Here is a 23,532-nt window from a genome sequence, read left to right as displayed (position 1 = left end):
CTTCCAGGGCGGGCGCTCCGAGCCGGGCCACCCAGGCCGAGTCCCCTAGGGCGGGCGCCCTGAGGCAGATCACTCGGCCGAGCCGCCCCGCGCGCACGGACCCGCCCCGACAGGGCGTACCTCCCACGCGAGAAATGGCCGAGCCGTCCCGCGCGCACGCACCCGCCGGCCGCGCGGCGCCAGCCGTACCGCCGCTAATGCGTACGCCGACCCCCCAGCCACGTCCCCAGCACCGCCACCCCCGCCAGCTCCCCCGCCGCCACCCCCACCGGATCCGCCCCGAGGTGCACCAGGTCGGCCCGCATCCCGGGGCGCAGCACCCCCCATTCCCCCTCCTCGAACGCCTGATGGGCGCAGCCGGCGGAGTAGGCGGCGAGGGCGGCGGTGACGTCGATGCGTTCCTCGGGGAGCCAGCCGCCCTCGGGCACCCCGTCGGGGGTCTGGCGGGTGACGGCGGTGGCGATGCCGTGCAGCGGTTCATGGGAGGTGACCGGCCAGTCGCTGCCGAAGGACAGCCGCGTGCCGGCGGCGAGCAGGGCGGCGACCTGGTACTGGCGCGCGCCCCGCGCCGGCCCGATCCGCGGCAGCGTCAGCTCGGTCATCAGCCGGTCGGGCTGGGCCCACAGCGGCTGGAGGTTGGCGACGACCCCGAGCGCGGCGAAGCGGGGGAGGTCGGCGGGGTCGATCAGCTGGGCGTGCGCGATGACCGGACGCCGGTCGCGGGCGCCGTTCGTACGGGCGGCCGTCTCGACGGCGTCCAGCGCGGCGCGGACCCCGGCGTCACCGATGGCGTGCAGGTGCGGGCGGAAGCCGAGCGCGTCGACGGCGGTGACGGCGCGGGCGAGTTCGGCGGGGGACCAGGTGGCGATGCCGTGCGAGTGCGGACAGTCGGTGTAGGGCTCCAGCAGGGCGGCGGTGCCGGCCTCGATGACGCCGTCCGCGAAGAACTTGACGCTGCGCGCGGTCAGCGTCCCGGGCGCGGCGCGCTCCACCCGCTCCCGGTCGGCGGCGAACCGGCGTACGCGTTCGCGCCAGCCGTCGGGCGGCAGCACGAAGGCGAGGTCGGCCCGGACGGGAAGCCCCGGCGCGGTGGTCGCGGCGGTGATCCAGACGTCGGCCTGGTGCGGCTCGACCCAGGCGTCCTGCACCCACGTCACCCCGGCCGCCGCGAACCGCGCGGCGGCTTCGCGCAGGGCCGCCACCTGGGCGTCGTGCGAGGCCGGGGGGACGAGGCCGAGGACCGGCGCGAGCGCCCCGAACTCCCGCAGCGTGCCGAGCGGTTCGTCCGACCCGGGCCGGCGCAGGATCTCCCCGCCCTCCGGATCGGCGGTCGCGGCGGTGTACCCGGCCCGCCGCAGCGCCTCGCTGTTCACCCACCCCGTGTGGTGGTCCATGGTGCGCAGCACGACGGGCCGGTCGGGTACGACGTCGTCCAGCCACCGCGCGTCGAACCGCCCGTCAGGCGCCAGCCAGGGGTCGAACCCGTCCCCGGTGATCCACTCGGCGTCCGGGTGCCCGGCGGCCCACCGCCGTACGGCCTCGACGATCTCCCAGACGTCCCCGAGGTCCCGGACCGGGACGCCGTTCAGCCCCAGCCCGCCCATCACGGGGTGCGCGTGCCCGTCGCCGAACGCCGGCAGCAGGGCGCCGCCGGCCAGCTCGACGACGGTGGTGCGAGGTCCCCGGGCGGCCGCGGCCGGTGCGCCCAGCGCGGTGATACGGCCGCCGGTGACGGCGAGGGCGCTGTGGACGGGGTCGGCCGCGACGCCGGTCCGTACGGTCCCTCCGGTGAAGACGATGTCCGCGTGCATGGCGGCTGGCAGCACCTCTCGCTCGGCCGGACACCTAACTGAAAGGCATTCGGTTTCCGGTAATGTAGGCGCCGCCCGGACGGCTGGGAAGGTTTTACCGAATGCCTTTCGGTAACTTCTGGGTTACGGCGTACGACGACGAGGAGCCACCGTGGGACGGCCGCGCACACCCCTGCTGGACCGCCGGCGCATCGGCGCGGCGGCCCTGCGCCTGGCCGACGAGAACGGCGCCCTCTCCATCCCGGCCCTGGCCAGAGCCCTGGGCGTCGCCCCGTCCGCGCTCTACCACCACGTCTCGGGCCGCGACGAGATCATCTCCCTCATGCGCGAGGAGCTGACCCTGCCCCTGCGCGAGGGCCATGACTGGGCGCAGCCCTGGGAGCGGGCCCTGGAGAGCTGGGCCCGCACCTACCTCGCCGCCTTCGCCGCCCACCCCGGCGCGGTCCCCCTGCTCGCCGCCGCCCCCGTCTCCGAACCCTTCCTGCACGCGATCTACGAGGAGGTCGCGAGGCTGCTCCTGGCCGCCGGGTTCGCCGCGGCGGACGTCATGCCGCTGATCACCGCGCTGGAGAGCTTCATCCTCGGCTCCGCCCTCGACCTGGTGGCCCCGCCCGTGATGGTCTCCACCGTCGCCCGCGACACCGCCCCGCACCTCAGCGCCGCCCTGGACCAGACCCCCGCCGACCACAGCCGCGCGTCCCTGGCCTTCGACCTCGGCCTGCGCGCACTGCTCACCGGGTTCGGAGCCCTGCTGCGCTGATCTCGGCGGGCTTTAGGGTCGGGAACATGACGACTTCCACCGGCAGCGCCTTCGACTCGCTCCGTCTCGACGCCGTGTCCGACGAGGAGGCGCTGCGCCAGGTCTACGCACTTCCCGGCGCCGCCGCCGTACGCAAGCAGATGACCGAACTCACCGAGCAGACCCGGAAGTTGATCGGCTGCTCGTCGCTCGTGCTGGTCGCGAGCGCGGACGCCGAGGGGAACTGCGACGTCTCCCCGCGCGGCGGTCCCGCCGGGTTCGTCGCCGTGCTCGACGAGCGGACGCTGGCGATCCCGGATGCGACCGGCAACAAGCGGCTCGACACTCTGCGCAACGTCGTCGTCACCGGGCGCGCCGGGCTGCTGTTCGTGATCCCTGGCCGGACCACGACCCTCAGGGTGAACGGCCGCGCCTGCGTCTCCACCCGCCCGGACCTCCTCTCCCAGCTGACCGCCGTCGGCAAGCCGCCGGCCAGCGCGCTGGTGGTGGGCATCGAGGAGGTCTACCCGCACTGCCCCAAGTCCCTGCTGCGCAGCGGCGCCTGGAAACCGGACCAGTGGCTCCCGGCGGACGCCCAGCCGACCTCCGCCGAGGTGACCCTGGCGCAGTTGCGGATACCGGAACTGACGATCGCCGATGTCGAGCGGGCGGAGGGGGAATCACTGAAGTATCGGTACGAGTGACCGCGTCGGGCCTCTCGCGTACGCCGAAAAATTACTAGGGCATCCAACTAATTACGGATCTCCGCCCCACCAAACTGCTAGGACGTCCTACTATTTATCTGACGGCGTCGTCCGCGCCGTCCGTGATCCGTCCTGGGAAGGCCCGCCATGAGCGACCCGCACCGCCCCGCGCACCCCGTCCGCGTGGTCACCGCCTCCGCCCTGTTCGACGGGCACGACGCGTCGATCAACATCATGCGCCGGATCTTCCAGTCGCAGGGCGCCGAGGTGATCCACCTCGGGCACAACCGCTCCGTGCGGGAGGTCGTGGACGCGGCGCTGGAGGAGGACGCGCACGGGGTGGCCGTGTCGTCGTACCAGGGCGGGCACGTCGAGTACTTCGAGTACCTGGTCGAGTCCCTGCGCGCGCAAGGGGCGGACCATGTGCGGGTGGTGGGCGGCGGGGGCGGGGTCATCGTGCCCGAGGAGATCACCCGGCTGCGGGCCAGCGGCGTGACCATCTTCTCGCCCGAGGACGGCCAGCGGATGGGCCTCGCCGGGATGGTCAACTCGGTCGTGCGGGACTGCGACTTCGACCTGTGGGACGGCAAACCCGCCGCCGCCGAGGCGGTCCTCGCGGGCGACCGGTTCGCCATCGCCCGCGCCATCACCGGCGCCGAACTCGGCAAACTGCCCCCGGAGTTCCTCCAGCACCTCAAGAGCGCCGCGCACACCGTCCCCGTCCTCGGCATCACCGGCACCGGCGGCTCCGGCAAGTCCTCCCTGACCGACGAACTCGTGCGCCGGCTGCGCGTGGACCAGCAGGACAAGCTGCGGATCGCGGTGATCGCCGTCGACCCGACCCGGCGCCGCGGCGGCGGCGCGCTGCTCGGCGACCGCATCCGCATGAACTCCCTCGACGGCAACCGGGTGTTCTTCCGCAGCCTCGCCACCCGCGGCAGCCGCGAGCTGCCCGAGCACCTGGCCGACGTCATCGACGTCGTCAAGGCCGCCGGGTTCGACCTGGTGATCGTCGAGACACCCGGCATCGGGCAGGGCGACGCGGCGATCGTGCCGTTCGTCGACACCTCCCTGTACGTGATGACACCGGAGTTCGGCGCCGCCTCCCAGCTGGAGAAGATCGACATGCTCGACTTCGCCGACGTGGTGGCGATCAACAAGTTCGAGCGGCGCGGCGCCAAGGACGCGCTGCGCGACGTCGGCCGCCAACTGGTCCGCAACCGCGAGGCGTTCGGCATGAAACCGCAGGACATGCCGGTGTACGGGACGTCCGCCGCGACCTTCAACGACGACGGCGTCACCGCCCTCCACCAGCACCTGAAAAGCGTCCTCGGCGCGAAGGGACTGCCGCTGTCGGAGGGCGCGCTCGCGCCGGTCGACGTACGCCACTCCTCCGGGACCCGGCACGTCGTCCCCGCCGACCGGGTCCGCTACCTCGCCGAGATCACCGACACCGTCCGCGCCTACCACGCCGAGACCGCCCGCCTCGCCGAGGCCGCCCGCCGGGCCCAGCGCCTGGAGCTGGTCGCCGCCGAACTGACCGGCACGGGCGCCGACGACAGCGGCGTACGCGCCCTGCTGGACGACGCCCGCAAGAAGCTGCCGTACGAGCTGGCCGAGCGGATCGCGGGGTGGGCGGACGTCGTCGCCGCCTACTCCGGGGACGAGCAGGTCGTCACCGTCCGCGACAAGGAGATCCGCACCAAGCTCACCCGCGAGTCCCTCTCCGGCAGCAAGATCCCCCGCGTCGCCCTGCCCCGCTACACCGACCACGGCGAACTGGTCCGCTTCTGGCGGGCGGAGAACCTGCCCGGACACTTCCCCTTCACCGCCGGCGTCTTCCCCTTCAAACGCGACGGCGAGGACCCCGCCCGCATGTTCGCCGGCGAGGGCGACCCGCAGCGCACCAACCGCCGCTTCAAACTCCTCTCCGCGGGCCAGCCCGCCACCCGCTTGTCCACCGCCTTCGACTCCGTCACCCTCTACGGCCGCGACCCGGGCGAACGCCCCGACATCTACGGCAAGGTCGGCACCTCCGGCGTCTCCGTCGCCACCCTGGACGACATGAAGGCCCTGTACGACGGCTTCGACCTCGTCGCCCCCACCACCTCGGTCTCCATGACCATCAACGGACCCGCCCCCACCATCCTCGCGTTCTTCCTCAACACCGCGATCGACCAGCGGCTCGACGCGTTCCGCGCCGCCGAGGGCCGCGACCCCTCACCCGAGGAGAGCGCCGGCATCAGCGCCCGCGCCCTGGCGACCGTACGCGGCACCGTCCAGGCCGACATCCTCAAGGAGGACCAGGGGCAGAACACCTGCCTGTTCTCCACCGAGTTCTCGCTGCGGATGATGGCCGACATCCAGGAGTGGTTCATCGCGCACCAGGTCCGCAACTTCTACTCCGTGTCCATCTCCGGCTACCACATCGCCGAAGCCGGCGCGAACCCCCTCAGCCAGCTCGCCTTCACCCTCGCCAACGGCTTCACCTACGTCGAGGCCTACCTCGCGCGCGGCATGGACATCGACGACTTCGCCCCCAACCTGTCCTTCTTCTTCTCCAACGGCATGGACCCCGAGTACTCGGTCCTCGGCCGCGTCGCCCGCCGCATCTGGGCGGTCACGATGAAGGAGAAGTACGGCGCGGGCGAGCGCTCCCAGAAGCTGAAGTACCACGTCCAGACCTCGGGCCGCTCCCTGCACGCCCAGGAGATGGACTTCAACGACATCCGCACCACCCTCCAGGCCCTCATCGCCCTCTACGACAACTGCAACAGCCTGCACACCAACGCCTACGACGAGGCCGTCACCACCCCCACCGAGGACTCCGTCCGCCGCGCCCTCGCCATCCAGCTCATCATCAACCGCGAGTGGGGCCTGGCGATGAACGAGAACCCCCTCCAGGGCTCCTTCGTCATCGACGAGCTCACCGACCTCGTCGAGGAGGCCGTCCTCCAGGAGTTCGAGCGCATCAACGAGCGCGGGGGCGTCCTCGGCGCGATGGAGACCGGCTACCAGCGCGGCCGGATCCAGGACGAGTCGATGCTCTACGAACAGCGCAAGCACGACGGGACCCTGCCGATCATCGGCGTCAACACCTTCCGCAACCCGCACGCCGGCACCGCGGCCCCCGGCCCCGTCGAACTCGCCCGCGCCACCGAGGACGAGAAGCGCCGCCAGCTGGAGCGCGTCCACGACTTCCAGGCCCGCCACCAGGAGCCCGCGCACGCGGCACTGGCCGCCCTGAAAGAAGCGGCGTCCGGCGACGGCAACGTCTTCGCCGTCCTCATGGACGCCGCCCGGGTCTGCTCCCTGGAGCAGATCACCGACGCGTTCTTCGAGGTGGGGGGCCAGTACCGGCGCAACGTCTGACCCCCTCTACCGGAAAAGGGGGGCAGGTCAGCCTTTGACCGCCGAACTGGCGACGCCCTGCACGAACCACCGCTGGAAGAACGCGAAGACCACCAGCACGGGCAGCACCAGCAGGACACCGAAGGCGAGCACCTGCCCCCAGTCGACCGGCAACTGCCCCTGGAAGACGCTCATTTGCAGCGGCAGCGGACGCACAGCGGGGTCGGACACCATGAGCACCGGCCACAGGAACGAGCCCCACTGGGTGAGGAACGTCAGGATCGCGACCGACGCGAAGACCGGCTTGCTCATCGGTACGACGACCGCGAAGAACGTACGCCACGGACCGGCGCCGTCGATCCGGGCGGCCTCCTCGATGCTGGGCGGGATCGCGCGGAAGAACGTCGCGAACTGGTAGACGGAGAACGCGTTGGCGAGGAACGGCACCGCCTGGATGTACAGGGTGTTGCGCTCCTGGTTGAACAGATAGAACAGCGGTACCGCGACCGCCTCGAACGGCACCAGCATCAGCAGCAGCACCAGCCCGAGGAAGAACCCCCGACCCCGCCACTTCAGCCGCGAAAGCCCGTACGCGGCAAGGGAGTTGACGATCAGCCCGCCGAACACGACTACGACCGCCAGCAGTACCGAGACACCCATGAACCGCCAGAAGTAGCCGGTGGCGTCGGAGTCGAAACTGGCCAGCACCGCCCGGTAGTTGTCGAAGGACAGATGCGTCGGCAGGAAGCCCGACAGGCCGCTCAGGACCTCGTCGGACGGTTTGAGACTGCCGAGGATCAAGTAGAGCGCGGGCAGCAGGAAGACGAACGCCAGCACGCTCAGCACGGCGTAGTCGAGGAAACGGCGCAGGGGGGCAGGGGTCCGGGCCATGGCGATCAGTCCTCGGCGCGCGCGACACGGCGCTGGATGAGGGTCAGGGCGACGACGATCAGGAAGAAGACGACGGTGATCGCGGACGCCTGGCCGATGTTGTTCTGGTCGAAGGCCGTGGTCACGGCCTGGTACATCACCGTGCGCCCCGCGTCCTCGTCCAGCCCGCCGTCCTTGACCAGCACATACACCTGGTCGAAGACCCGGAAGGACAACACCGAGGTCAGCATCGCGACGAACACCAGGGTGCCCCGGATGCCCGGCAGGGTGACGTGCAGGAACTGCTGGAGCCGCGAGGCCCGGTCCAGCCGGGCCGCCTCGTACAGCTCGCCCGGGATCTGCTGGAGCCCGGCGAGGAGGATGACCATCTGGAAGCCGACCCCCTGCCAGACCGACAGCACGATCACCGAGGCCATGGCGGTCGCACCGTCCCCCAGCCAGTCGAAGGCACCCCAGTGCCCGAAACTGACCGCGTCCAGCGCGGAGTTGAGCAGCCCGTCCCCGCTGCGGGCGAGGATGAGCCGCCACACCACGGCGACCAGCGCCATCGGAAAGACCACCGGCAGGAAGAACGCCGACCGGAACAGCCCGATCGCCTTCAGCTTCCGGTTGAGCAGAATCGCCAGCCCCAGCGCGAGCGAGGTCTGCACGGGTACGACGACCGCGGCGAACGTCAGATTGTTGAGCAGCGCCCGCAGGAACGGGCCCGACAGATCGGGGTCGGTGAACAGCCGCCGGTAGTGCTCGACGCCGAAGAAACGCGGCGGCAGCGGCGAGCCGAGCCGGACGTTGTAGAAGGAGAGCACCACGGCATAGCCGAACGGCACCCCGACGAAGGCGACGAGTCCGCCGAGAGCGGGCGCGGACATCAGCAGCCCGTGCAGCCCGTCACGGCTGCGCCGGGACCGGCGGGGAGGGGTGGGGAGGTTTTTCCGGGAGGTGGTGGCGGGTGCGGGGGTCACAGTGGTCACGAGGGGAGTCCTCTTCCCGGCCGGGCGCACGGGTACGGTCACGGCCCGCCCGTACGCCCGGCCGCTGGATGCCGGCTACGGCAGCCGGTAGCCGTCGTTGTCCGAGAAGTCCTGGTCGATGGCGCGGGCGGCCCTCGCCAGGGCGGTCTTCGGGTCGGCGCCGCCGTAGACGTCGCTCAGCGCCTGCCCGAACTTGGCGGTGACCGTGGGGTATCCGGCGCTGACCGGGCGGGTCACCGCCACGCAGGACGTGGTCGTCCGGGCGTCGCCGCAGGGCTCGGCGAGCTGGTCGGCGAAGAGCTGGAGCGGACCGCCCGGCCGGTACAGCGGGCTCTTGGCCAGCGCGGACCTCGTCCCGGGCGGGGCGCCGTTCGCCGTCGTCATCGCGGTGACGGCCGGGTCGGCGAGCAGGGCGTCCAGGAAGGCGCCGGCCGCCTTGCCGTTCTTCGTCGCGGCGCCGATGCCCCACTGCCAGGAACCCTGCCCGGTCTTGGTGCCCGCGCCGAAGTCGGGCAGCGGCAGCACGACCAGGTCGGCGCCCAGCGCCTTGCGGTACGCCGGGTACATCCAGTGCCCGGCCCAGCTCAGCGCGGCCCGCCCCGAAGCGAACGCGTTGCCGTCGGTGTTGGGGTCCGTGTACGGCTTCCAGCCCTGGAACGTCTTCAGGGCCGCCGCCACCGCCGGGGTGTCCAGGGCGCCGCCCGCCTTGCCGTCCTTCAGCAGCCCGCCGCCCGCCGACCAGACCAGCGGCGCGAAGCCGAAGGTGCCCCACTCGGTGGCGAGGCCGTTGTTCTCCTGGAGGTCGAGGCTCTTGCCGCCGGGGGCTCTCGCGGCCAGCTTCCGGACGGCGGCGGTGAACTCGGCCGCGCTCCACGCGTCCGCCGGCCCGCTCGGGTACGTGACCCCGGCCGCGGCCAGCAGCTTCTTGCTGCCGTAGACGCCGAGCCCGGAGTCGTACATGCCCAGGCCGTAGTGGTCGGCGCCGATCGTGCCCTGTGCCTTGACCGCGTCCGTGGCGTTGGCGAGGGTCTTCGCCGATATGTAGGGGTCGAGCGCGGTGAGCTTGCCGTTGTGGACGAAGTTCGCCATCGTCGGGCCGTCGAACTCCAGGACGTCCGGGAGCTTCGCGGCGTCGGTGGTGGTGACGGTCTTGGTGTAGTCGGTGTCGGGGATGAGGGTCAGCTCGACCTTCACCTTGTCCTGCGCGGAGTTGAACGAACTCACCGCGCTCTGGAGGGCGTTCGCCTCGCTGGTCTGGCCCTGATGGGCCCAGACGGTGATCGTGCCGGCGCCGCTGCCGGGTTCGGCGGAGACGCCGGTGCCGGTGCCGGGGGCGCAGGCGGTGAGGGCGGCGAGGGTGAGGGCCGTGACGGCGGTCCGGCGGGGTCTGTGGCCGGGGGATTTCATGCGGGTGCCTCCGGGGGGTGTGTCAAGAGGTGGCTGTGCTCGGTTCCTTGACCGTGAGGGGCAGCAGTTCCCACACGTCGACCGTGTAGCCCAGGCGCGTGTCCGGCGCGGTGCGGGCCTCGAGGTGCCAGGGGCTGTCGCCGGTCGGGTAGAAGCGCAGGGTCAGGACCTGTCCTGTGGTGGTCAGGAAGACCTCCGCGACGGAGTGGTCCACGACGATCCGCAGCTCCACCGGGGCGCCGGCCGGGCAGGGCATGCGGTAACTGCCTTTGTGGGCGCGGCTGTCCAGGGACGCGTGGTCGCGGTCGACGGTCAGTTCACCGGCGGCCGGGTCCAGGCGGACGTCCAGATACTCGCCCGGCCCGGTCACCAGCCGCAGCCCTGCCGTCGCCGCCGGCTCCAGCCGTGCGGTCAGGTCGAAGGCGGGGCCCACCTCGCCGAGGTCCACCGGTCCGTAGGCCTCGCCGCCCGCGCGGACGAGGTGTTCGCCGCGCAGCGCGAGGAGTTCGGCGGCCGGGCGCTGGCGTACCGTCCCGTCGGGGTGCGCGGAGATCTCGCGGGGCAGGGTGAGGACGCCGGCCCAGCCGCCGTCGTCGGCCCAGGAGGGGTCGCGGGCTTCCTCGGACCAGCCCCACAGCAGCCAGCGATCGTCGGGGGCGGGGAGGAGGGCGGGGGCGTAGCAGTCGGGGCCGTGGTCGAGGAGGGCGGGGGGAGCGGCTTTGAAGCGGGGGGCGGTGGAGACGGGGGGACCGGTCTTGAGCTGGGGCTCGCCGGGTTCGTCGCCGAAGTCGCGGCCGGGTTCGTCGAGTTGGGCGTCGTACTCCTCTCCCACCAGCGCGACCACGCACCGGGCCTCGTCGCCGGCGTTCCACGCGCTGAAGAGCAGGGCGCCGGGGTGGCCGGGGCGGGGCGGGAGGTACTGGGGGCACTCCCAGCCGTCGCCGGTGTGCGCGGCCGTCCCGGCGACCGGCTCCCGCTCGCGTGCGTCGAAGAGGCCCCGGTAGGTCCAGGCCTCCAGGTCGGGTGACGTGTACAGCAGGGCCGCGCCCCGGCCGTCGGCGAGGGCGGCGCCGACCAGCATCCGCCAGCCTTCGGGGGCCCGCCAGACGTAGGGGTCGCGGTACATCGTGCAGTCCTCGGGCCAGTCGGGGACGAGGAGTTCGCGGCGCGGGGTGAAGGTCAGGCCGCCGTCGAGGGAGGTGGCCGTCGTCACCGGCTGGTGCTGGGGCGAGCGGTCCAGGCGGTGCGCGGAGTAGAAGACGACCAGCCGCTCACCGTCCGAGACGGCGTTGCCGGAGAAACAGCCGTCCGCGTCCGCGCCGCCCGGCGTCGGCGCCAGCGCGATCGGCAGCGGCTCCCAGCTCAGCAGGTCGCGGCTGCGGAAGTGGGCCCAGTGCATGTGCGCGTGCGCCGTGCCGTAGGGGTTGTACTGGTGGAAGACGTGGTAGTGGCCGTCGTGGAAGACCAGCCCGTTGGGGTCGTTGATCCAGTTGCGGGGCGGACGCAGATGCGCGACGGGCCGCAGCGGGTCTTGGGGGGCGGGGGACACGCGGGTGCCTTTCGGTGGGTTCACGGCAGGGGTGAGCGGCGCCTGACGGCGTGCCGGGGGTGGTGCGCGCAGGTCAGAGGAGGGGCGGCGGCGGGGCGACGGACGCCCGTGTCACCAGCGGGCAGTGCAGCGATTCCTGGAGGTCCGGGCCCGGGGCCTTGGTGAGCGCGAGGAGCTGGGCCACGGCCCGCGCGCCCATCTCGTAGTGCGGGAGCTGGACCGTGCTCAGCGCCGGGTGGACCGACTCGCAGACCAGCTCCTGGTTGTCGAACCCGATGACCGACAGGTCGCCCGGGACGGACAGCCCCAGCTCGGCTGCGGCCCGGTAAGCCCCGGCCGCCATCCGGTCGTTGAAGCAGAACAGCGCCGTCGGCCGGTCCGCCGCGTCCAGCAGCCGCCGCGCGGCCCGGTAGCCGGCCTCGACGTCGCCGGGGACCGTGTTGAACGCCGGCGCGGTCTCGGCGGCGACCAGCGCGGGGTCGTACGGCAGCCCCGCCTCGGCCAGCGCCTCGCGGTACCCCGCGAGCCGGCCGCGGCGGGCGGGGACGTCGACGGTCTGTACGGTCATGCCGATCCTGCGGTGCCCGTGGGCGATCAGCTCGCGCACCGCCGTGTGCCCGCCCTGCACCTCGTCGGGGATCACGGAGGGGACGGCGGGGTCCTGCGAGCTCGCGTCCAGCAGGACCGTCGGCGTCGTCGCCAGGCTCTTGGGGAGGGTCACGGCGCGGTGGTACATCGCCGCGTACAGCACGCCGTCCACCTGCCGCTGGAGCAGCATCTCTATGCTCGTGCGCTCCAGTTCGGGGTCGCCGCTGGTGTTGACCAGCAGCAGTACGTGTCCCTCGGCGGCGGCGGCCTCCTGGGCGCCCAGGATCATCCGGCCGGCGTGCGGGGTGGTGGCGATCTCGTCGCTGACGAAGCCGATGGTCTGCGAACGCCGCAGCCGCAGCCCCCGGGCCAGCCCGTTCGGCGCGTACCCCAGCTCCTCGGCGGCCCGCAGCACCCGCTGCCGCGTCTCCTGGCTGATCCGCTTGCCCTCGACCCGGTTCAGGACGTGCGAGACGGTCGCGGTCGACACGCCTGCCGCCGCGGCGACGTCCTTGATCCCGATGCGGCGCGCCATTGCCCCTGCCCGAAGTAGTGGAAACCGGGTTGGTAAATCGTTTAGCCAACCGTGTGCACATGAGGGTGCCGATGGGGGGCGGGTTCTGTCAATGGGGGGTGCGGGATCGGGTTCTGGGTGTGGGTCACACCTGGTAGTGCAGCGCCGGGCGGGTCCGCGGGCCCAGGAGCGTCGGAGGTGCGGCGATGCCGAGGTGGTGGGTCGCCTCGGGGGCCAGGGTGAGCGAGACCGGGACCGGGGGTGCTTCCAACTGCGGTGGGACGGTGAGGTCTTGGCGGCCGGGACGCAGGGTAGTGAGGAGGGTGACGAGGCCGTGCTCGGTGTGCAGCTCGGTCGCGAGGCGTTCGATGAGGTGGTCGTACTGGGTGTGGCCGCCCAGCGTGAGGGTGGTGCGTTCCTCCACGCCCGCGGGGGTGCGGGTGATGTGGAGGGTGGCGAGGGCGGGGCGGTCCGGGTGGCCGACGGCGGTGAGGAAGGTGGGGCGGGGCGCGCGGCCGCGGGCGAGTTCGGTGAGCCGGCGGGTGGACCAGGGGAGGCTGACGGGTTCGGCGGTGCTCCAGCCGGCCGGCGGGGCGCCGGTGAGGTGACGGAAGGCGCTCTCCAGGGCGGTGCCGAGGACGAGTCCGGCGTCGGCGGGGTGCCGGGTGTGGAGGTCGAGACGGAACTGACGCTCTGTGCTGGACGGATCGGCGGGCCTGAAGGCGTCGGCGAGCGGGGCCTGGCCGGCGGCGTCCCGTACGGGGGTGAAGACGCCGTTCTTCCAGTGCAGGACGGCGCCGGAGAGTCCGTCGTAATAGCCGCAGCCGGGATGCCGGATCACCCAGCGGTTGGGCAGCCCGCGCAGGGCGGTGCGCAGGGGGAGGGTGAGGCGGGTGGTGGGCGGCGTGACGATCTGGAGCGCCCGGTCGCTGCCGGCGGCGTACCGCAGGGCGTCGGCGAGCCAGCTGGCCAGCGGGACGAGCGGGCGGTCCTGGACGACGACGGCGGCGCGCGGGGTGAGGACGTCGACGGCCGGGACGCCGGTGTCGGGGACCGGGACGGCGGCGATGTCGGTGCTGAGGGGGACGACGTCGGTGCTCGCGGCCTCCGGGGGCCAGACGGTGCCGCCCAGGACGGCGGCGAGCCGCCCGGCGAAGGACCCGGCGAGCCGGGCGGCTTCGGCGACGGCGGTGGAGGCCCGCGCCTCGGTCCACCACACGGGCCCGTCGTGCGCCATGCCTGTCATGCCGAGGAGCCGGGCGGTCTCGCCGGGGACGTGCACGGGAATGGGGGCTTCGATGGAGACGAGGGGGCGGCCGTCGGGGGCGCAGAGCTGGATGACGGCGCCTTCGGCGATGTGGCCGAGGGCGAGGCCGGGGCCGCCGGCGTAGAGGCCTGCGAGGAGGGTGCGCAGGTCGGGCAGGGTGGGGGTGAGGGCTATGACGTCCTTGGTCACGGGGGCGGGGTCTCGTCTTCGGTGCGGGGGAGTGGGCAGTGGGTACGACGGACTTCCGGCCGCGCCTAACGGCTCAGGTCGGGAACTCGCCCAGCCAGCCGTGCTGGAGGAGGTGCTTGGGCAGGTACTCGGACTCCACCTCGATGGGGAAGTCGCCGTCGTACGCCCAGCAGGCGATCGCCAGCGGGCCGAGGGCGAGGGCGCCGTCCAGGTCCGCCGCCCGTTCCTCGGTCAGCGTCCAGTACATCTTGTGCAGTTTCAGGGCGTCTTCGAGGGCGGGGCTGAACCCTGCCACGTCCCTGCGGACGAGGTGGTAGAAGAGGTTGATCGGCGGGTACAGGAGGCCCTGAAGCAGATCCCGGGGGGCGATCGTGGCCACCGACGGATCCGACATCTGCAAGGTCTTGGTGAGCTTCTCCACCCACCCGGGCCGGCCCAGCCAGTAGGTCTGGAGTGTGTCCACCCAGTGGTAGACGTACTCGTCGAACTGGCCCTCCGGCGCCCGCAGCCGCTCCAGCGGCACCTGGCACAGCTGGGTCAGCCGGTCCGGCTCACGGCAGATGACGGCCAGCCAGAACGCCTGGAGCCAGGTGCCCGCGGAGGCGGTGGACATCGGGCCGACGGCTTTGAGGGTGCGCATCTTACGGTCGATGCGGTACTCGACGGTGCCTTCGTCCATACCCGTCACGACGAAGAACGCGGACCCCAGCTGCATCGCGGTGACCGCGGCTTCCCAAGTCTCCACGGCGGCTGCCCGGGGGTCGACGGCACAACGCGCCCGCAGGTTCAGGAGTGAGGTGCTGAAGGTGAAGTCGATACCCGAAGTGTGCTCCTCAAGCCTGCCGATCTTTCCGGCGAAGTGCTGCTGGAGCCTCTCCGCGTACTGCTCGGGGTCGTGCCCTGTCGACAGCTCATGCCGGTCGATACGTACGGTCACGGAAGCGTCCCCTTGCTGATGTCGAACCGGCGATATCGGTAGCCGGTGTAAGTGCCTGCGTTCTTCTCGCCCTTGACGACCACATACTCTAGCTTCCCCTCGGCGAGCGCTTTTTCGAGGGCGTCCACCAGGTCGTACTCGCCACGCTTTTCCATGGCCTTCGTGATGTCCTCGAAGTATTCCCTGCTCCCCTGGGAAACCTGCTGACCAGTCGGAAGCGTACGTCTTCCCAGCTCAGTGGTAGGGCTGCTCTTGGCCTCGATGACCACGACCCGGCCGTCCTCGTGCGTCCAGACCTGGTCGAACTGGTCGTTGCCGCTCTTCGGGCCGAGGAGGGTTTTCTTGTCGAAGTCGGGATAGTTCTCGGCGACGTAGTGATATTCGGCGGCGGTCTCGCCGAAGTCCTCCGCCTTTTCTCCCATCTGAGTGTGGGATTCCTTGTACGTGCCCTTGGCCTCGCCCCATTGCGCGGCTGTGTCGATCGTGCCGTGCAGTTCGTGCGTCTTGGCGGCGTCCGCTTTCCAGTCCGCGACGAGGTTGTCCCATTGGATCGCGGCGTGCCGGTTCCACGCGGCCTTGTCCAGCATGTGCCGCCGCGTCGTATCGGTCACGGAGCCGGCGTCCACGGAGATGTAATCGGCGTCGAGGTAACGCGGCTTGGGCGGCGCGGGCATGTCCTTGGCGCGCCCCCAGGGCACGTCGTCGCCGACTCGGGCCAGCTGCGGCGGGGTGTACCCGCTCTCGTCGTAGCGCTCCAGGAGCTTGCGGGTGCCGTCCTTGCGGTAGTAGTGGTCGAAGTATCCGGGCTCGTGGTTGGCGCGGTAGACCTGGATGTCCTCGATCTGCTCCAGGGAGAGCGAGCCGCGGGGACCGTAGGGGTTGGATCCGTCCTGCATGAAGGCGGGGCGTTCGGCCTGCGGGTGCCGGCCGGGGGCCGGTGTGCCGTCCGTGCCGCCGGGTATGCCGTCCCCGGCCCGCCCTCCGGCTCGCCCGAGGTCGTCCGGACCACCGGCATGCCCGCCACCCCCATCCCCAGGCACCCCCTGCCGAGCCCCCTCGCCCGTCGCGTCCACGTGCTGGGCGCTGCTGTGTCCGGCGGGAGTGAGGTCGTCCCCGGTGTGTGCGGAGCCCGCGGGGGAGTGCGGGGTCGCGCCGGCCATGGTGGGCTCGCGTGCGGGGTCCGGGGCCGGCCGGTGTTCCGGTACGACGGTGCCGTTCTTGTCGTACGCGATGAACTCCCCGTCCTTGATGACGACTTTGGAGCCGTCGGCGAGTTCGATGACGCTGTGGACGCCGGTCGTCGCGGGGAGGAGGCGGGAGGTGAGGTCGGCGAGGGAGGGGAGTCTGGCGGCGGCCTGGCCGGTGGCCTTCAGGGCGACGTTGACCGGGTCGATGAACTCGCCGATCCTGGCGGCGGCCCCGGCCGCCTTGGCCGCCGTACCCGCCTCGCCCGCCTTGGACGCGGCGGCCAGCGGGCCGGCGCCGAGGGTGAGGGCGTTGAAGACGACGGTCGCGGAGGCGCGGACCGGGTCCTCCTCCCACTTGTCCCAGGCGACCAGGCCCTTGAAGAACTCGCGGGTGGCCTTCTTGTACCGCTCCTCGGTGGGGTCGGCCGGGACCGGGCCGAACGCCTTGTCCATCAGCCACTCGTACGGCGTGGCGGTGTACATGCCGATGCCGCCGAAGATGTCCCGCAGCCCGCCCCAGGCGTCGCCGGCCGCGTCGCCGCCGTGGCCGCCGAACAAGGTCCACAGACCGTCCAGGCCGCCCACGATGTTGTCCATGACCAGGCCGTCCCAGACGAACGACTTGGTCCCGTGCCACAGCCAGCCGGCGCTCCAGGGTTCGTAGGTCTGCTCCTCGGGGGTGCCCCAGGGCAGTTCCTGCGCGTTCTTGAGGTCGTCGAGGCCGTAGCCGTACATCACCGTCTGCTTGTCGGCGGTGTGGTGGCCGTCGTCCTCGGTGAACTTCGGGCCGCCCACGAGTGCGGAGATCTTCGAGGCCGCCCGGCGTTCGGCTTCCTGGAAGGCGGCCTGTGCGGCGGCGACGCCGTCCATCAGCTCCTGGTGACGGTGGACTTTGTCCTCGTCCTCGGTCCAGTCGCCGTCGCCCGCGACGCTGTCGGTGAACGTGATCGCGTCCGTCTTGAGCCGGCCCAGGCGCTCGGCGTGCGGGCGGGCCTCGGCGGAGTAGGTGTCCAGGGCGGCGGCGACCGTCTCCAGTTTCGCGGCGAAGGCGTCGGCGCGGTCCATGACCGGCTGGGTGGTGGCGAAGAGGTCGTCGGCCTCGGGCGCGGAGTAGAAGGCGCCGAGCATCTGGAAGCGGGAGTGGACGTCCGCCCCGCCGCCGCGGATGCTGATGGCCTCGCTCCACAACGCGGAGACGTGCTGGTCGAGTTCGTCGAAGTCGCCGGTGAACTGCGGTATCCCGGACGGGGTGATCACTGCTTCCCGCCCTCCTGGCCCGGCATGTCGACGAGCACGGGCGCGGACCCGGCGGCGTGCTGGGCGTCGGCGGCCATCTCCAGGTCGCCGAGGAGGTAGCAGGCGGTGGCCGCGCGCGCTCCGCCGACCGACTTCGCGGCGCGGGCGGGCAGGAAGCGTACGTCGTCCAGGGTCGCGTCGGCGAACAGGGCCAGGGCCAGCTGGACCGGGCCCGTCGGGGCGGCCCCGCAGTACGCCCCGCTGATCGTGCCGGCCGCGGTGGCGGCGCCCGCGATGTCCTCGCCGTACGCGGTGATGTCCTTGGCCATGTCCTCCATGGCCGTCTCGACCAGTCCGGTCACGAACTCCACGCCGGAGGACGAGATGTCCCATCCAGTCACAGCCAACCCCCGTAGAAATCCACGTACTTGCCCTCGGGACGACGCGCACGCCGCACCAAGCCGGGCCGCGGCGCCCCCCGTTGACCGCCACGCCGGGCATCTTCTCGCACCGGGCGTTGCGAAGGCAACGCGCTTGAGGGGGCGTGGCGGGAAGTCCTGCCCGTACAACGGGAGTTGCCTCTTCGGAAACGCAACGCGCCGTCGGCTTACGCCAATGCCAGGCCGCCCCCGCCCCCCATCTCGGCCAATCCCAACACCCGCGGATGGCTGAAGTGACGGCCTCCGCAAGCACCCCCGCCCCGGTAGCCTCACCCGTAGCCAGCAGCGCACCAACCCCCCACCCCAGGCCGCGAACCGGCGTGAACTCCCCGCCGTCCGCCGCCTCCAGGAGGTTCACGGTGAAAGTTCGCACCAGAAGCTCGGCGGTCATCGGCGCCCTCTGCCTGGTCGTCTCCCTGTCCCTGACGACGGCGTCCGCCGACGAACTGCCCGTTCCGGAGGTCGTCCTCAGCACGGTCGCCACGGCCCAGAACCCGATCGCGGGCGCCGCCGGTCCCGGCGGCACGGTCTGGATCGCCGAACGCGCGGGCAGAGTAAGGGTCTTGGGCGACGACGGACTCGGCGCGCCCGTTCTCGACATCTCCGGCGACACGACCACCGACGGCGAACGCGGCCTGCTGGGCATCGCGTTCGACAACGAGTTCGCGCACCTCTACCTCTCGTTCACGGACCGCCAAGGCACCAGCACCGTCGACGAGTTCGCCGTACACGAGGGCACCGTCCGGCCGGAGACCCGCCGTACCGTCCTCACCCAGCCGCAGCCCTACGCCAACCACAACGGCGGCGACATCAAGTTCGGCCCCGACGGCTACCTGTACATCGCGTTCGGCGACGGCGGCTCGGCCGGCGACCCGCTCGGCAACGGCCAGAAACTCGACACCCTGCTCGGCAAGTTGCTCCGCATCGACCCGCACGGCGGCACCCCGTACGCCATCCCCCCGGACAACCCGTTCGTCAACACCCCTGACGCGAAGGGCGAGATCTGGGCGTACGGCCTGCGCAACCCCTGGCGGTTCTCCTTCGACTCCGCCACCCACGACCTGCTGATCGGCGACGTGGGCCAGAACGCCTGGGAGGAGATCGACTGGGCCCCCGCGAGCAGCGGCGGCGGCGAGAACTACGGCTGGTCCCAGATGGAGGGCAACCACCCCTACCGCAACGGCATCGAGCCGGCCGACCACGTCCCGCCGGTCCACGAGTACGGCCGCACCGGTCCCGGTTGTTCGGTGACCGGCGGATACGTCTATCGCGGCGAGGCGATTCCGGGTCTGAAGGGGCGGTATGTGTTCAGCGACTTCTGCGACGGGACTGTCCGGGCGTTGACGATGGATGAGGGGGAGGTGACTGGTGTGAGTGATCTTGGGGTTGACGGGGGGAGGGTTGTTTCGTTTGTGGAGGGGGGTGTGGGGGAGTTGTATGTGCTTGATTTGGGGGGCAGGGTTTTGCGGGTTGATGCGGCGGCGTGAGGAGGCCGCACCGCAAGTGATCGATGGCCTCGGCTCCATGGACAGCCCGCCCAACTGCCCATGGAGCGCCCGCCGGACAACCCTTAGTTCAGCGTCCAGCCGAAGTTCACCGTGATCGGGTCGTGGTCGGAGAGCATCTTGCCGTCCGACGTCAGGAACTTGGCGTGCTCGTTGGAGTACTGCGTCGCGTCGAGGGTGACGGCGCTGCTGCTGCGGTAGAGGACCTTGTCGACGACCTCGCAGGTGTCGGAGACGGTGGCGCCGGTCTGGTCGCACAGGAGGGCGTCGGTGCCCTTGGCGGGGGCGACGCCGCCGCGCTCCAGCTTGACCCACGCGTCGGTGAGACCGTTCGCCGCCCCGAACTCGGCGATGGTGTCGTCGGCGCGCGTGTAACGGGTGTTGGTGTCGCCCATGACGACGACCGCGTTGCCGGCCGAGTTGGCCTTGATGTAGTCGCTCAGCTGGGCGAGGTTGGCGGCGCGGGACTTCTCGTCGCCGGAGTTGGTGCCCGCGTTGGTGTGCAGGTTGTAGAAGTCGACGTTCGCGCCGGACCCCACCTGCACCCGCATGAACGTGAAGCCCTTCGGCGTCAGGCAGTCGCCCGAGTCGAGCTGGCAGGACTTCCACTTGACCCGCTGGAAGCCCGAGTACGGCAGCTTCGACAGCGTGTTGAGCCCGCTGCCGACGCCGGCGCCGCCGCTGGTGGGCGTGCGGAACGCGTGCGCGGTGTCGGCGGCGTACAGGGCCGCGTGGTAGTTGAAGTCCTCCTCCACGTTCACGATGTCGTACGGCGCGATGCGCTGGCCGATCGCCGTGGTGCTCGACTCGCGGGGCGTGGAGGAGCTGTTGATCGCCGAGGGCAGGCCGGCGACGTTGTACGTCAGCACGCTGAACGAGCCGGACGCGCCGGCCGCGGCGGCGGGGGACGCGGTCGCGGTGGCCGCGCCGAGGACGGCGGCGCCGGCGACGAGGCAAGCGGCGATTCTGCGCATGGGGAGATCTCCTGTGCTGCTCACGGGGGGTGGTTGAGTTCCGGAAGTAAATTGCCGGGCTTGGGTGAACTTGGGGTGTTGAGGAGCCGTTGATCAGGGAGTGGTCTGTGGAACCGTTGTGTGCCGTTGGTGAGTTGACGGAGGTTTCGTCCGACATGAGGCAGACGTGCGTCACCCGTAAGGGTGAGTTCCGCATGGCGGCCCGCGCAGGTGGGGAGGGTGCGGGCCGGACCCTCGTAGAAGCAGATGAGCACACTGACGACCCCCCAGCGACCGCCGGCCTCCTCCCTGCTGCTCACCGAGGACCACATGCGCGCGATGGGCCACAAAGCCCTGGACATGCTCACCGCCCCGCACGGCGACGCGCCCGCGGCCATGGCGACCGACGCCGTTGCGCGGCTGCGGGCCGAGCCACTGCCCGTCGCCCCGGCGGACGATCCCGTCGTACTGCTCGACGAACTGCACCCCCTGCTGCGGGAAGGCAACGCCCACCCCGACCACCCCGGCTTCCTCGCGTTCGTGCCGAGCCCCGGCACCTTCCCCGGCGTGCTCGGCGCGGCGCTCGCCACCGGGTTCGCGGTGCCGGCCGGCTGGCGGCTGACCGGTCCGGTCGCGGGCGCGATCGAGTCGGCCACCGTCCGCTGGCTGGCGGAACTGCTCGGCCTCACCGCCGGGACGTCAGGACTGTTCGTGCCGGGCGGCTCCCTCGCCAACCTCACCGCGCTCACCGCCGCCCGCGACGCCCGCGCCGGCCCCGAACTCCGCGCGGCCACCGCCTACTTCAGCGACCAGACGCACTTCTCCGTCCCGCGCGCCCTGCACGTCCTCGGCATCGGCGCGGACCGGACACGGACCCTGCCGTGCGACCGTACCCAGCGGCTGCCGGCCGCCGCGCTCGCCGAGCAGGTGACGGCGGACCGGCGGCGGGGCCTGCGCCCGTTCCTCGTGGTCGCCACCGCCGGCACCACGGCGACCGCAGCCGTCGACCCCCTGCCCGAACTCGCCCGGTTCTGCCGCGCGGAGGGCATGTGGCTGCACGTGGACGGCGCTTACGGCGCGCCCGCCGCCCTGACCTCCCGTGGACAACGGGCGCTGGCCGGGCTCGAATTGGCCGACTCGCTCAGCGTGGACGCCCACAAGTGGCTCTTCCAGCCCGCCGAGACCAGCTGCGTACTGCTGCGCGAACCCGCCTGGCTGCGCCGGGCGTTCGGGGTGCGGCTGCCCTCGTACCTCGCCGCCGGGGACACCGCGGACGGGGACGGCGTCGACTTCCTGCACTGGGGCGTCCAGCAGACCCGCGAGTTCCGCGCGCTGCGGCTGTGGCTGGCGCTGAAGACTTTCGGCGCGGACGCCTTCCGGCAAGCGGTCGACCGGGGGCTCGACACGGCCGAGGAGATCGCCCGGCACATCGAGGCCTCACCGGACCTGTCCCTGGTGACCGGCCCGACCCTGGCCGTCGTCACCTTCCGCGCCCTGCCCGCCCTCCCGCCGGCCGAACAGGACCGGGCGGTGGACGAGGTGTGCCGCGCGCTGGGGGCGGAGGGGCGGGCGCTGGTGATGGGCGTGACGGTCGCCGGGCGCAGGGTGTTCCGGCTGTGCACGATCAATCCGCGCATCGAGCGGGCTGAGCTGCGGGGGGTGGTCGACCGCATCGGGGAACTGTGGCGGGCGCATAGGGCGCATGGGGCGCGCAGGGCGGGCGAGGCGCGCAGGGCGGGTGGGCGTGAGGGGCGGGGCGGTTTCGAGGAGGCCGAGCGGTGACTCCGGACGACGACGCCGGGACGCGGTACGACCGGACCGCGCCCGCCCCGACGTCGTCCACCCGCCCGACCGTCCCCTGGACCTGCACGAACCGCCCCCGCCCCCACCCCCGCGACGACGCTCCCCGAAAGGCCCCCGCATGCTCGCCTACCCCTTCGCGCGACAGCACTGCCTCTCCCCCCTCCCGCACACCAGCCTGCTCGACGACGACCGCCTGGCCCTCGTCGCGATGCCCAGCGGCCACCCCGCCCACCTCGCCGTCCGCCACAGGGACGTCGTACAGGTCCTCACCGACCGCCGCTTCAGCCGCCGCGCCATGCTCACCACCCCTGGCGGCCCCCGCATGACCGACGCCGACCTCGACGAACCGAGCCTCCTGGGCCTGGACCCGCCCGAGCACACCCGGGTGCGGCGGCTGTGCGCGCCCGCGCTGAGCCCGACCGCCGTCGAGGCGCTGTGCCCGAGTGTGACCGCGAGGGTGGAACGGCTCCTGGACGACCTCGCCGCGCGCCAACTCGTCGATCTGCACCGGGAGTTCTCCCTGCCGCTGGCCACCGGCACGGTCGTCGGCCTGCTCGGCGTCCCCGAGGAGGGGCACGCGCCGCTGCTGCGCTGGTCCCGGCAGAAACTCGCCCTCACGAACCTGCCGCCCGACCGGGCCCGCGCCGGACACCAGGCCCTGCGCGCCCACTGGCACGCCCTCCTCCACCCCGGCGCCGCCCTCGGCCCCGGCCTGCTGCGCACCCTCCTCGACGGCCACCGGCGCGGAGCCCTCTCAGAGGCCGAACTCCTGGCGACGGCGGTCAACTTGTACGTCGCTGGCCACGCCACCACCGCCGCCACCCTCACCAACGGCCTCCTCCACCTCCTCGTCCACCGCGACCAGTGGCGGGCCCTGTGCCACGACCCGGGCCTGATCGACGGAGCCGTCCACGAGATCCTCCGCCTCGACACCATCGCCGACGCCGCCCTGCCCCGCCTCGCGACCGACGACGTCCGTGTCGGCGCCACCCTCGTCCGGGCCGGCGAGGCGGTCCTCCCCTCGCACGCCCACGCCGACCGCGATCCCCGCGTCTTCGCCGACCCGCACACCTTCGACATCACCCGCACCCCCGGCCCGATCCTGGCCTTCGGCCATGGCCCCCACCGCTGCCCCGGCGCCCGCCTCGCCCTGCTCCAACTCCGCACGGCGTTCCTGACCCTGACCCACCACCACCCCGACCTCACCCTCACCCACCCGGCCACAGAACTCCCTTTCCTGAACGGGTCGTTGATCGGAGGGGTGACTCGGTTGCCGGTGTCGCTGCGGAGGGGGGCATGAGGCCGAAAGAGGACCACTACAATCCGTAAAGTTTTGTTACAAGATGGTGAGGTGAATCTCTTTTCGCTGGTGAGCGGCGGCGAGTACCGTAGATTTCCCTTGTGATCGGTCGGCATGGACCCGATTGAGTGCCAGTGTGAGGGTCGGAGCCGGCGCATGTCTCAGGGGGAGGCTCACTCAATGTTAGGAA

General features: G+C 71.9%; 16 protein-coding genes and 1 pseudogene. 6 read left to right on the top strand and 11 right to left on the bottom strand.

Going from position 1 to position 23,532, the window contains the following annotated elements; translation table 11 throughout:
* Positions 1-194: 194 nt before the first annotated feature.
* The gene (locus ACYUD3_RS10290) at positions 195-1,811 is read right to left on the bottom strand and encodes an amidohydrolase (RefSeq protein WP_470967042.1); all 1,617 of its coding nucleotides are present in this window, start codon (positions 1,809-1,811) and stop codon (positions 195-197) included.
* Between the two features lie 151 nt (positions 1,812-1,962).
* Here ACYUD3_RS10290 and ACYUD3_RS10285 point away from each other — a divergent pair, with 151 nt between their 5' ends.
* The 3 genes from ACYUD3_RS10285 to icmF all read left to right on the top strand — a co-directional run bounded on the left by ACYUD3_RS10285 (position 1,963) and on the right by icmF (position 6,626).
* Entirely contained in the window at positions 1,963-2,571 is a 609-nt protein-coding gene (locus ACYUD3_RS10285) for a TetR/AcrR family transcriptional regulator (protein ID WP_470967040.1), read from the top strand.
* Between the two features lie 26 nt (positions 2,572-2,597).
* Entirely contained in the window at positions 2,598-3,254 is a 657-nt protein-coding gene (locus ACYUD3_RS10280) for an MSMEG_1061 family FMN-dependent PPOX-type flavoprotein (protein WP_470967037.1), read from the top strand.
* Positions 3,255-3,401: 147 nt separating this feature from the next.
* The gene (gene icmF, locus ACYUD3_RS10275; protein ID WP_470967035.1) at positions 3,402-6,626 is read left to right on the top strand and encodes a fused isobutyryl-CoA mutase/GTPase IcmF; all 3,225 of its coding nucleotides are present in this window, start codon (positions 3,402-3,404) and stop codon (positions 6,624-6,626) included.
* 27 nt (positions 6,627-6,653) lie between these two features.
* On the opposite strand, the gene ACYUD3_RS10270 is transcribed toward icmF, so the two are convergent.
* From ACYUD3_RS10270 to ACYUD3_RS10230, 9 genes are all read right to left on the bottom strand, one after another.
* Positions 6,654-7,496: a carbohydrate ABC transporter permease gene (locus ACYUD3_RS10270; protein WP_470967032.1), complete on the bottom strand. Its 843-nt coding sequence runs from the start codon at positions 7,494-7,496 to the stop codon at positions 6,654-6,656.
* Between the two features lie 5 nt (positions 7,497-7,501).
* A complete protein-coding gene (locus ACYUD3_RS10265) occupies positions 7,502-8,467 on the bottom strand; it encodes a carbohydrate ABC transporter permease (RefSeq protein WP_470967030.1) in 966 nt (321 codons plus the stop codon).
* A gap of 75 nt (positions 8,468-8,542) precedes the next feature.
* Positions 8,543-9,874 carry a type 2 periplasmic-binding domain-containing protein gene (locus ACYUD3_RS10260; protein WP_470967027.1) on the bottom strand — a complete coding sequence of 444 codons (1,332 nt, stop codon included), beginning with the start codon at positions 9,872-9,874 and terminating at the stop codon, positions 8,543-8,545.
* A 22-nt stretch (positions 9,875-9,896) separates the two neighbouring features.
* Positions 9,897-11,423, bottom strand: coding sequence for a glycoside hydrolase family 32 protein (locus ACYUD3_RS10255; RefSeq protein ID WP_470967024.1), 1,527 nt, complete (start codon positions 11,421-11,423; stop codon positions 9,897-9,899).
* A gap of 73 nt (positions 11,424-11,496) precedes the next feature.
* Positions 11,497-12,546 carry a LacI family DNA-binding transcriptional regulator gene (locus ACYUD3_RS10250; protein WP_470967021.1) on the bottom strand — a complete coding sequence of 350 codons (1,050 nt, stop codon included), beginning with the start codon at positions 12,544-12,546 and terminating at the stop codon, positions 11,497-11,499.
* Positions 12,547-12,670: 124 nt separating this feature from the next.
* Entirely contained in the window at positions 12,671-13,981 is a 1,311-nt protein-coding gene (locus ACYUD3_RS10245; RefSeq protein WP_470967019.1) for a DUF6177 family protein, read from the bottom strand.
* A 73-nt stretch (positions 13,982-14,054) separates the two neighbouring features.
* Positions 14,055-14,918, bottom strand: coding sequence for an immunity 49 family protein (locus ACYUD3_RS10240; protein ID WP_470967016.1), 864 nt, complete (start codon positions 14,916-14,918; stop codon positions 14,055-14,057).
* A complete protein-coding gene (locus tag ACYUD3_RS10235) occupies positions 14,915-17,362 on the bottom strand; it encodes a hypothetical protein (protein WP_470967014.1) in 2,448 nt (815 codons plus the stop codon). Before ACYUD3_RS10235 ends, ACYUD3_RS10240 begins: the two co-directional genes overlap by 4 nt.
* Positions 17,359-17,742, bottom strand: coding sequence for a DUF6507 family protein (locus ACYUD3_RS10230; protein ID WP_470967011.1), 384 nt, complete (start codon positions 17,740-17,742; stop codon positions 17,359-17,361). The genes ACYUD3_RS10235 and ACYUD3_RS10230 overlap by 4 nt, the downstream gene beginning before the upstream one ends.
* 398 nt (positions 17,743-18,140) lie before the next feature.
* Here ACYUD3_RS10230 and ACYUD3_RS10225 point away from each other — a divergent pair, with 398 nt between their 5' ends.
* Complete coding sequence (locus tag ACYUD3_RS10225) at positions 18,141-19,268, top strand: PQQ-dependent sugar dehydrogenase (protein ID WP_470967009.1); 1,128 nt, start codon at positions 18,141-18,143, stop codon at positions 19,266-19,268.
* Positions 19,269-19,354: 86 nt separating this feature from the next.
* Here ACYUD3_RS10225 and ACYUD3_RS10220 read toward each other — a convergent pair.
* Positions 19,355-20,260, bottom strand: a pseudogene (locus ACYUD3_RS10220) (endonuclease/exonuclease/phosphatase family protein); the annotation flags it as partial.
* A 246-nt stretch (positions 20,261-20,506) separates the two neighbouring features.
* Here ACYUD3_RS10220 and ACYUD3_RS10215 point away from each other — a divergent pair.
* On the top strand, positions 20,507-22,021 hold the full coding sequence (locus tag ACYUD3_RS10215; RefSeq protein ID WP_470967007.1) for a pyridoxal phosphate-dependent decarboxylase family protein: 1,515 nt from the start codon (positions 20,507-20,509) through the stop codon (positions 22,019-22,021).
* Positions 22,022-22,160: 139 nt separating this feature from the next.
* Positions 22,161-23,342, top strand: a complete 1,182-nt coding sequence (locus ACYUD3_RS10210) for a cytochrome P450 (RefSeq protein WP_470967006.1) — start codon at positions 22,161-22,163, stop codon at positions 23,340-23,342.
* The last annotated feature ends 190 nt before the right edge of the window (positions 23,343-23,532 follow it).

It is taken from the genome of Streptomyces sp. AMJ-169 (assembly GCF_055597585.1).
The sequence above is the reverse complement of the archived record's forward strand: the minus strand, read 5'-3'. Positions and strand labels throughout refer to the sequence as shown.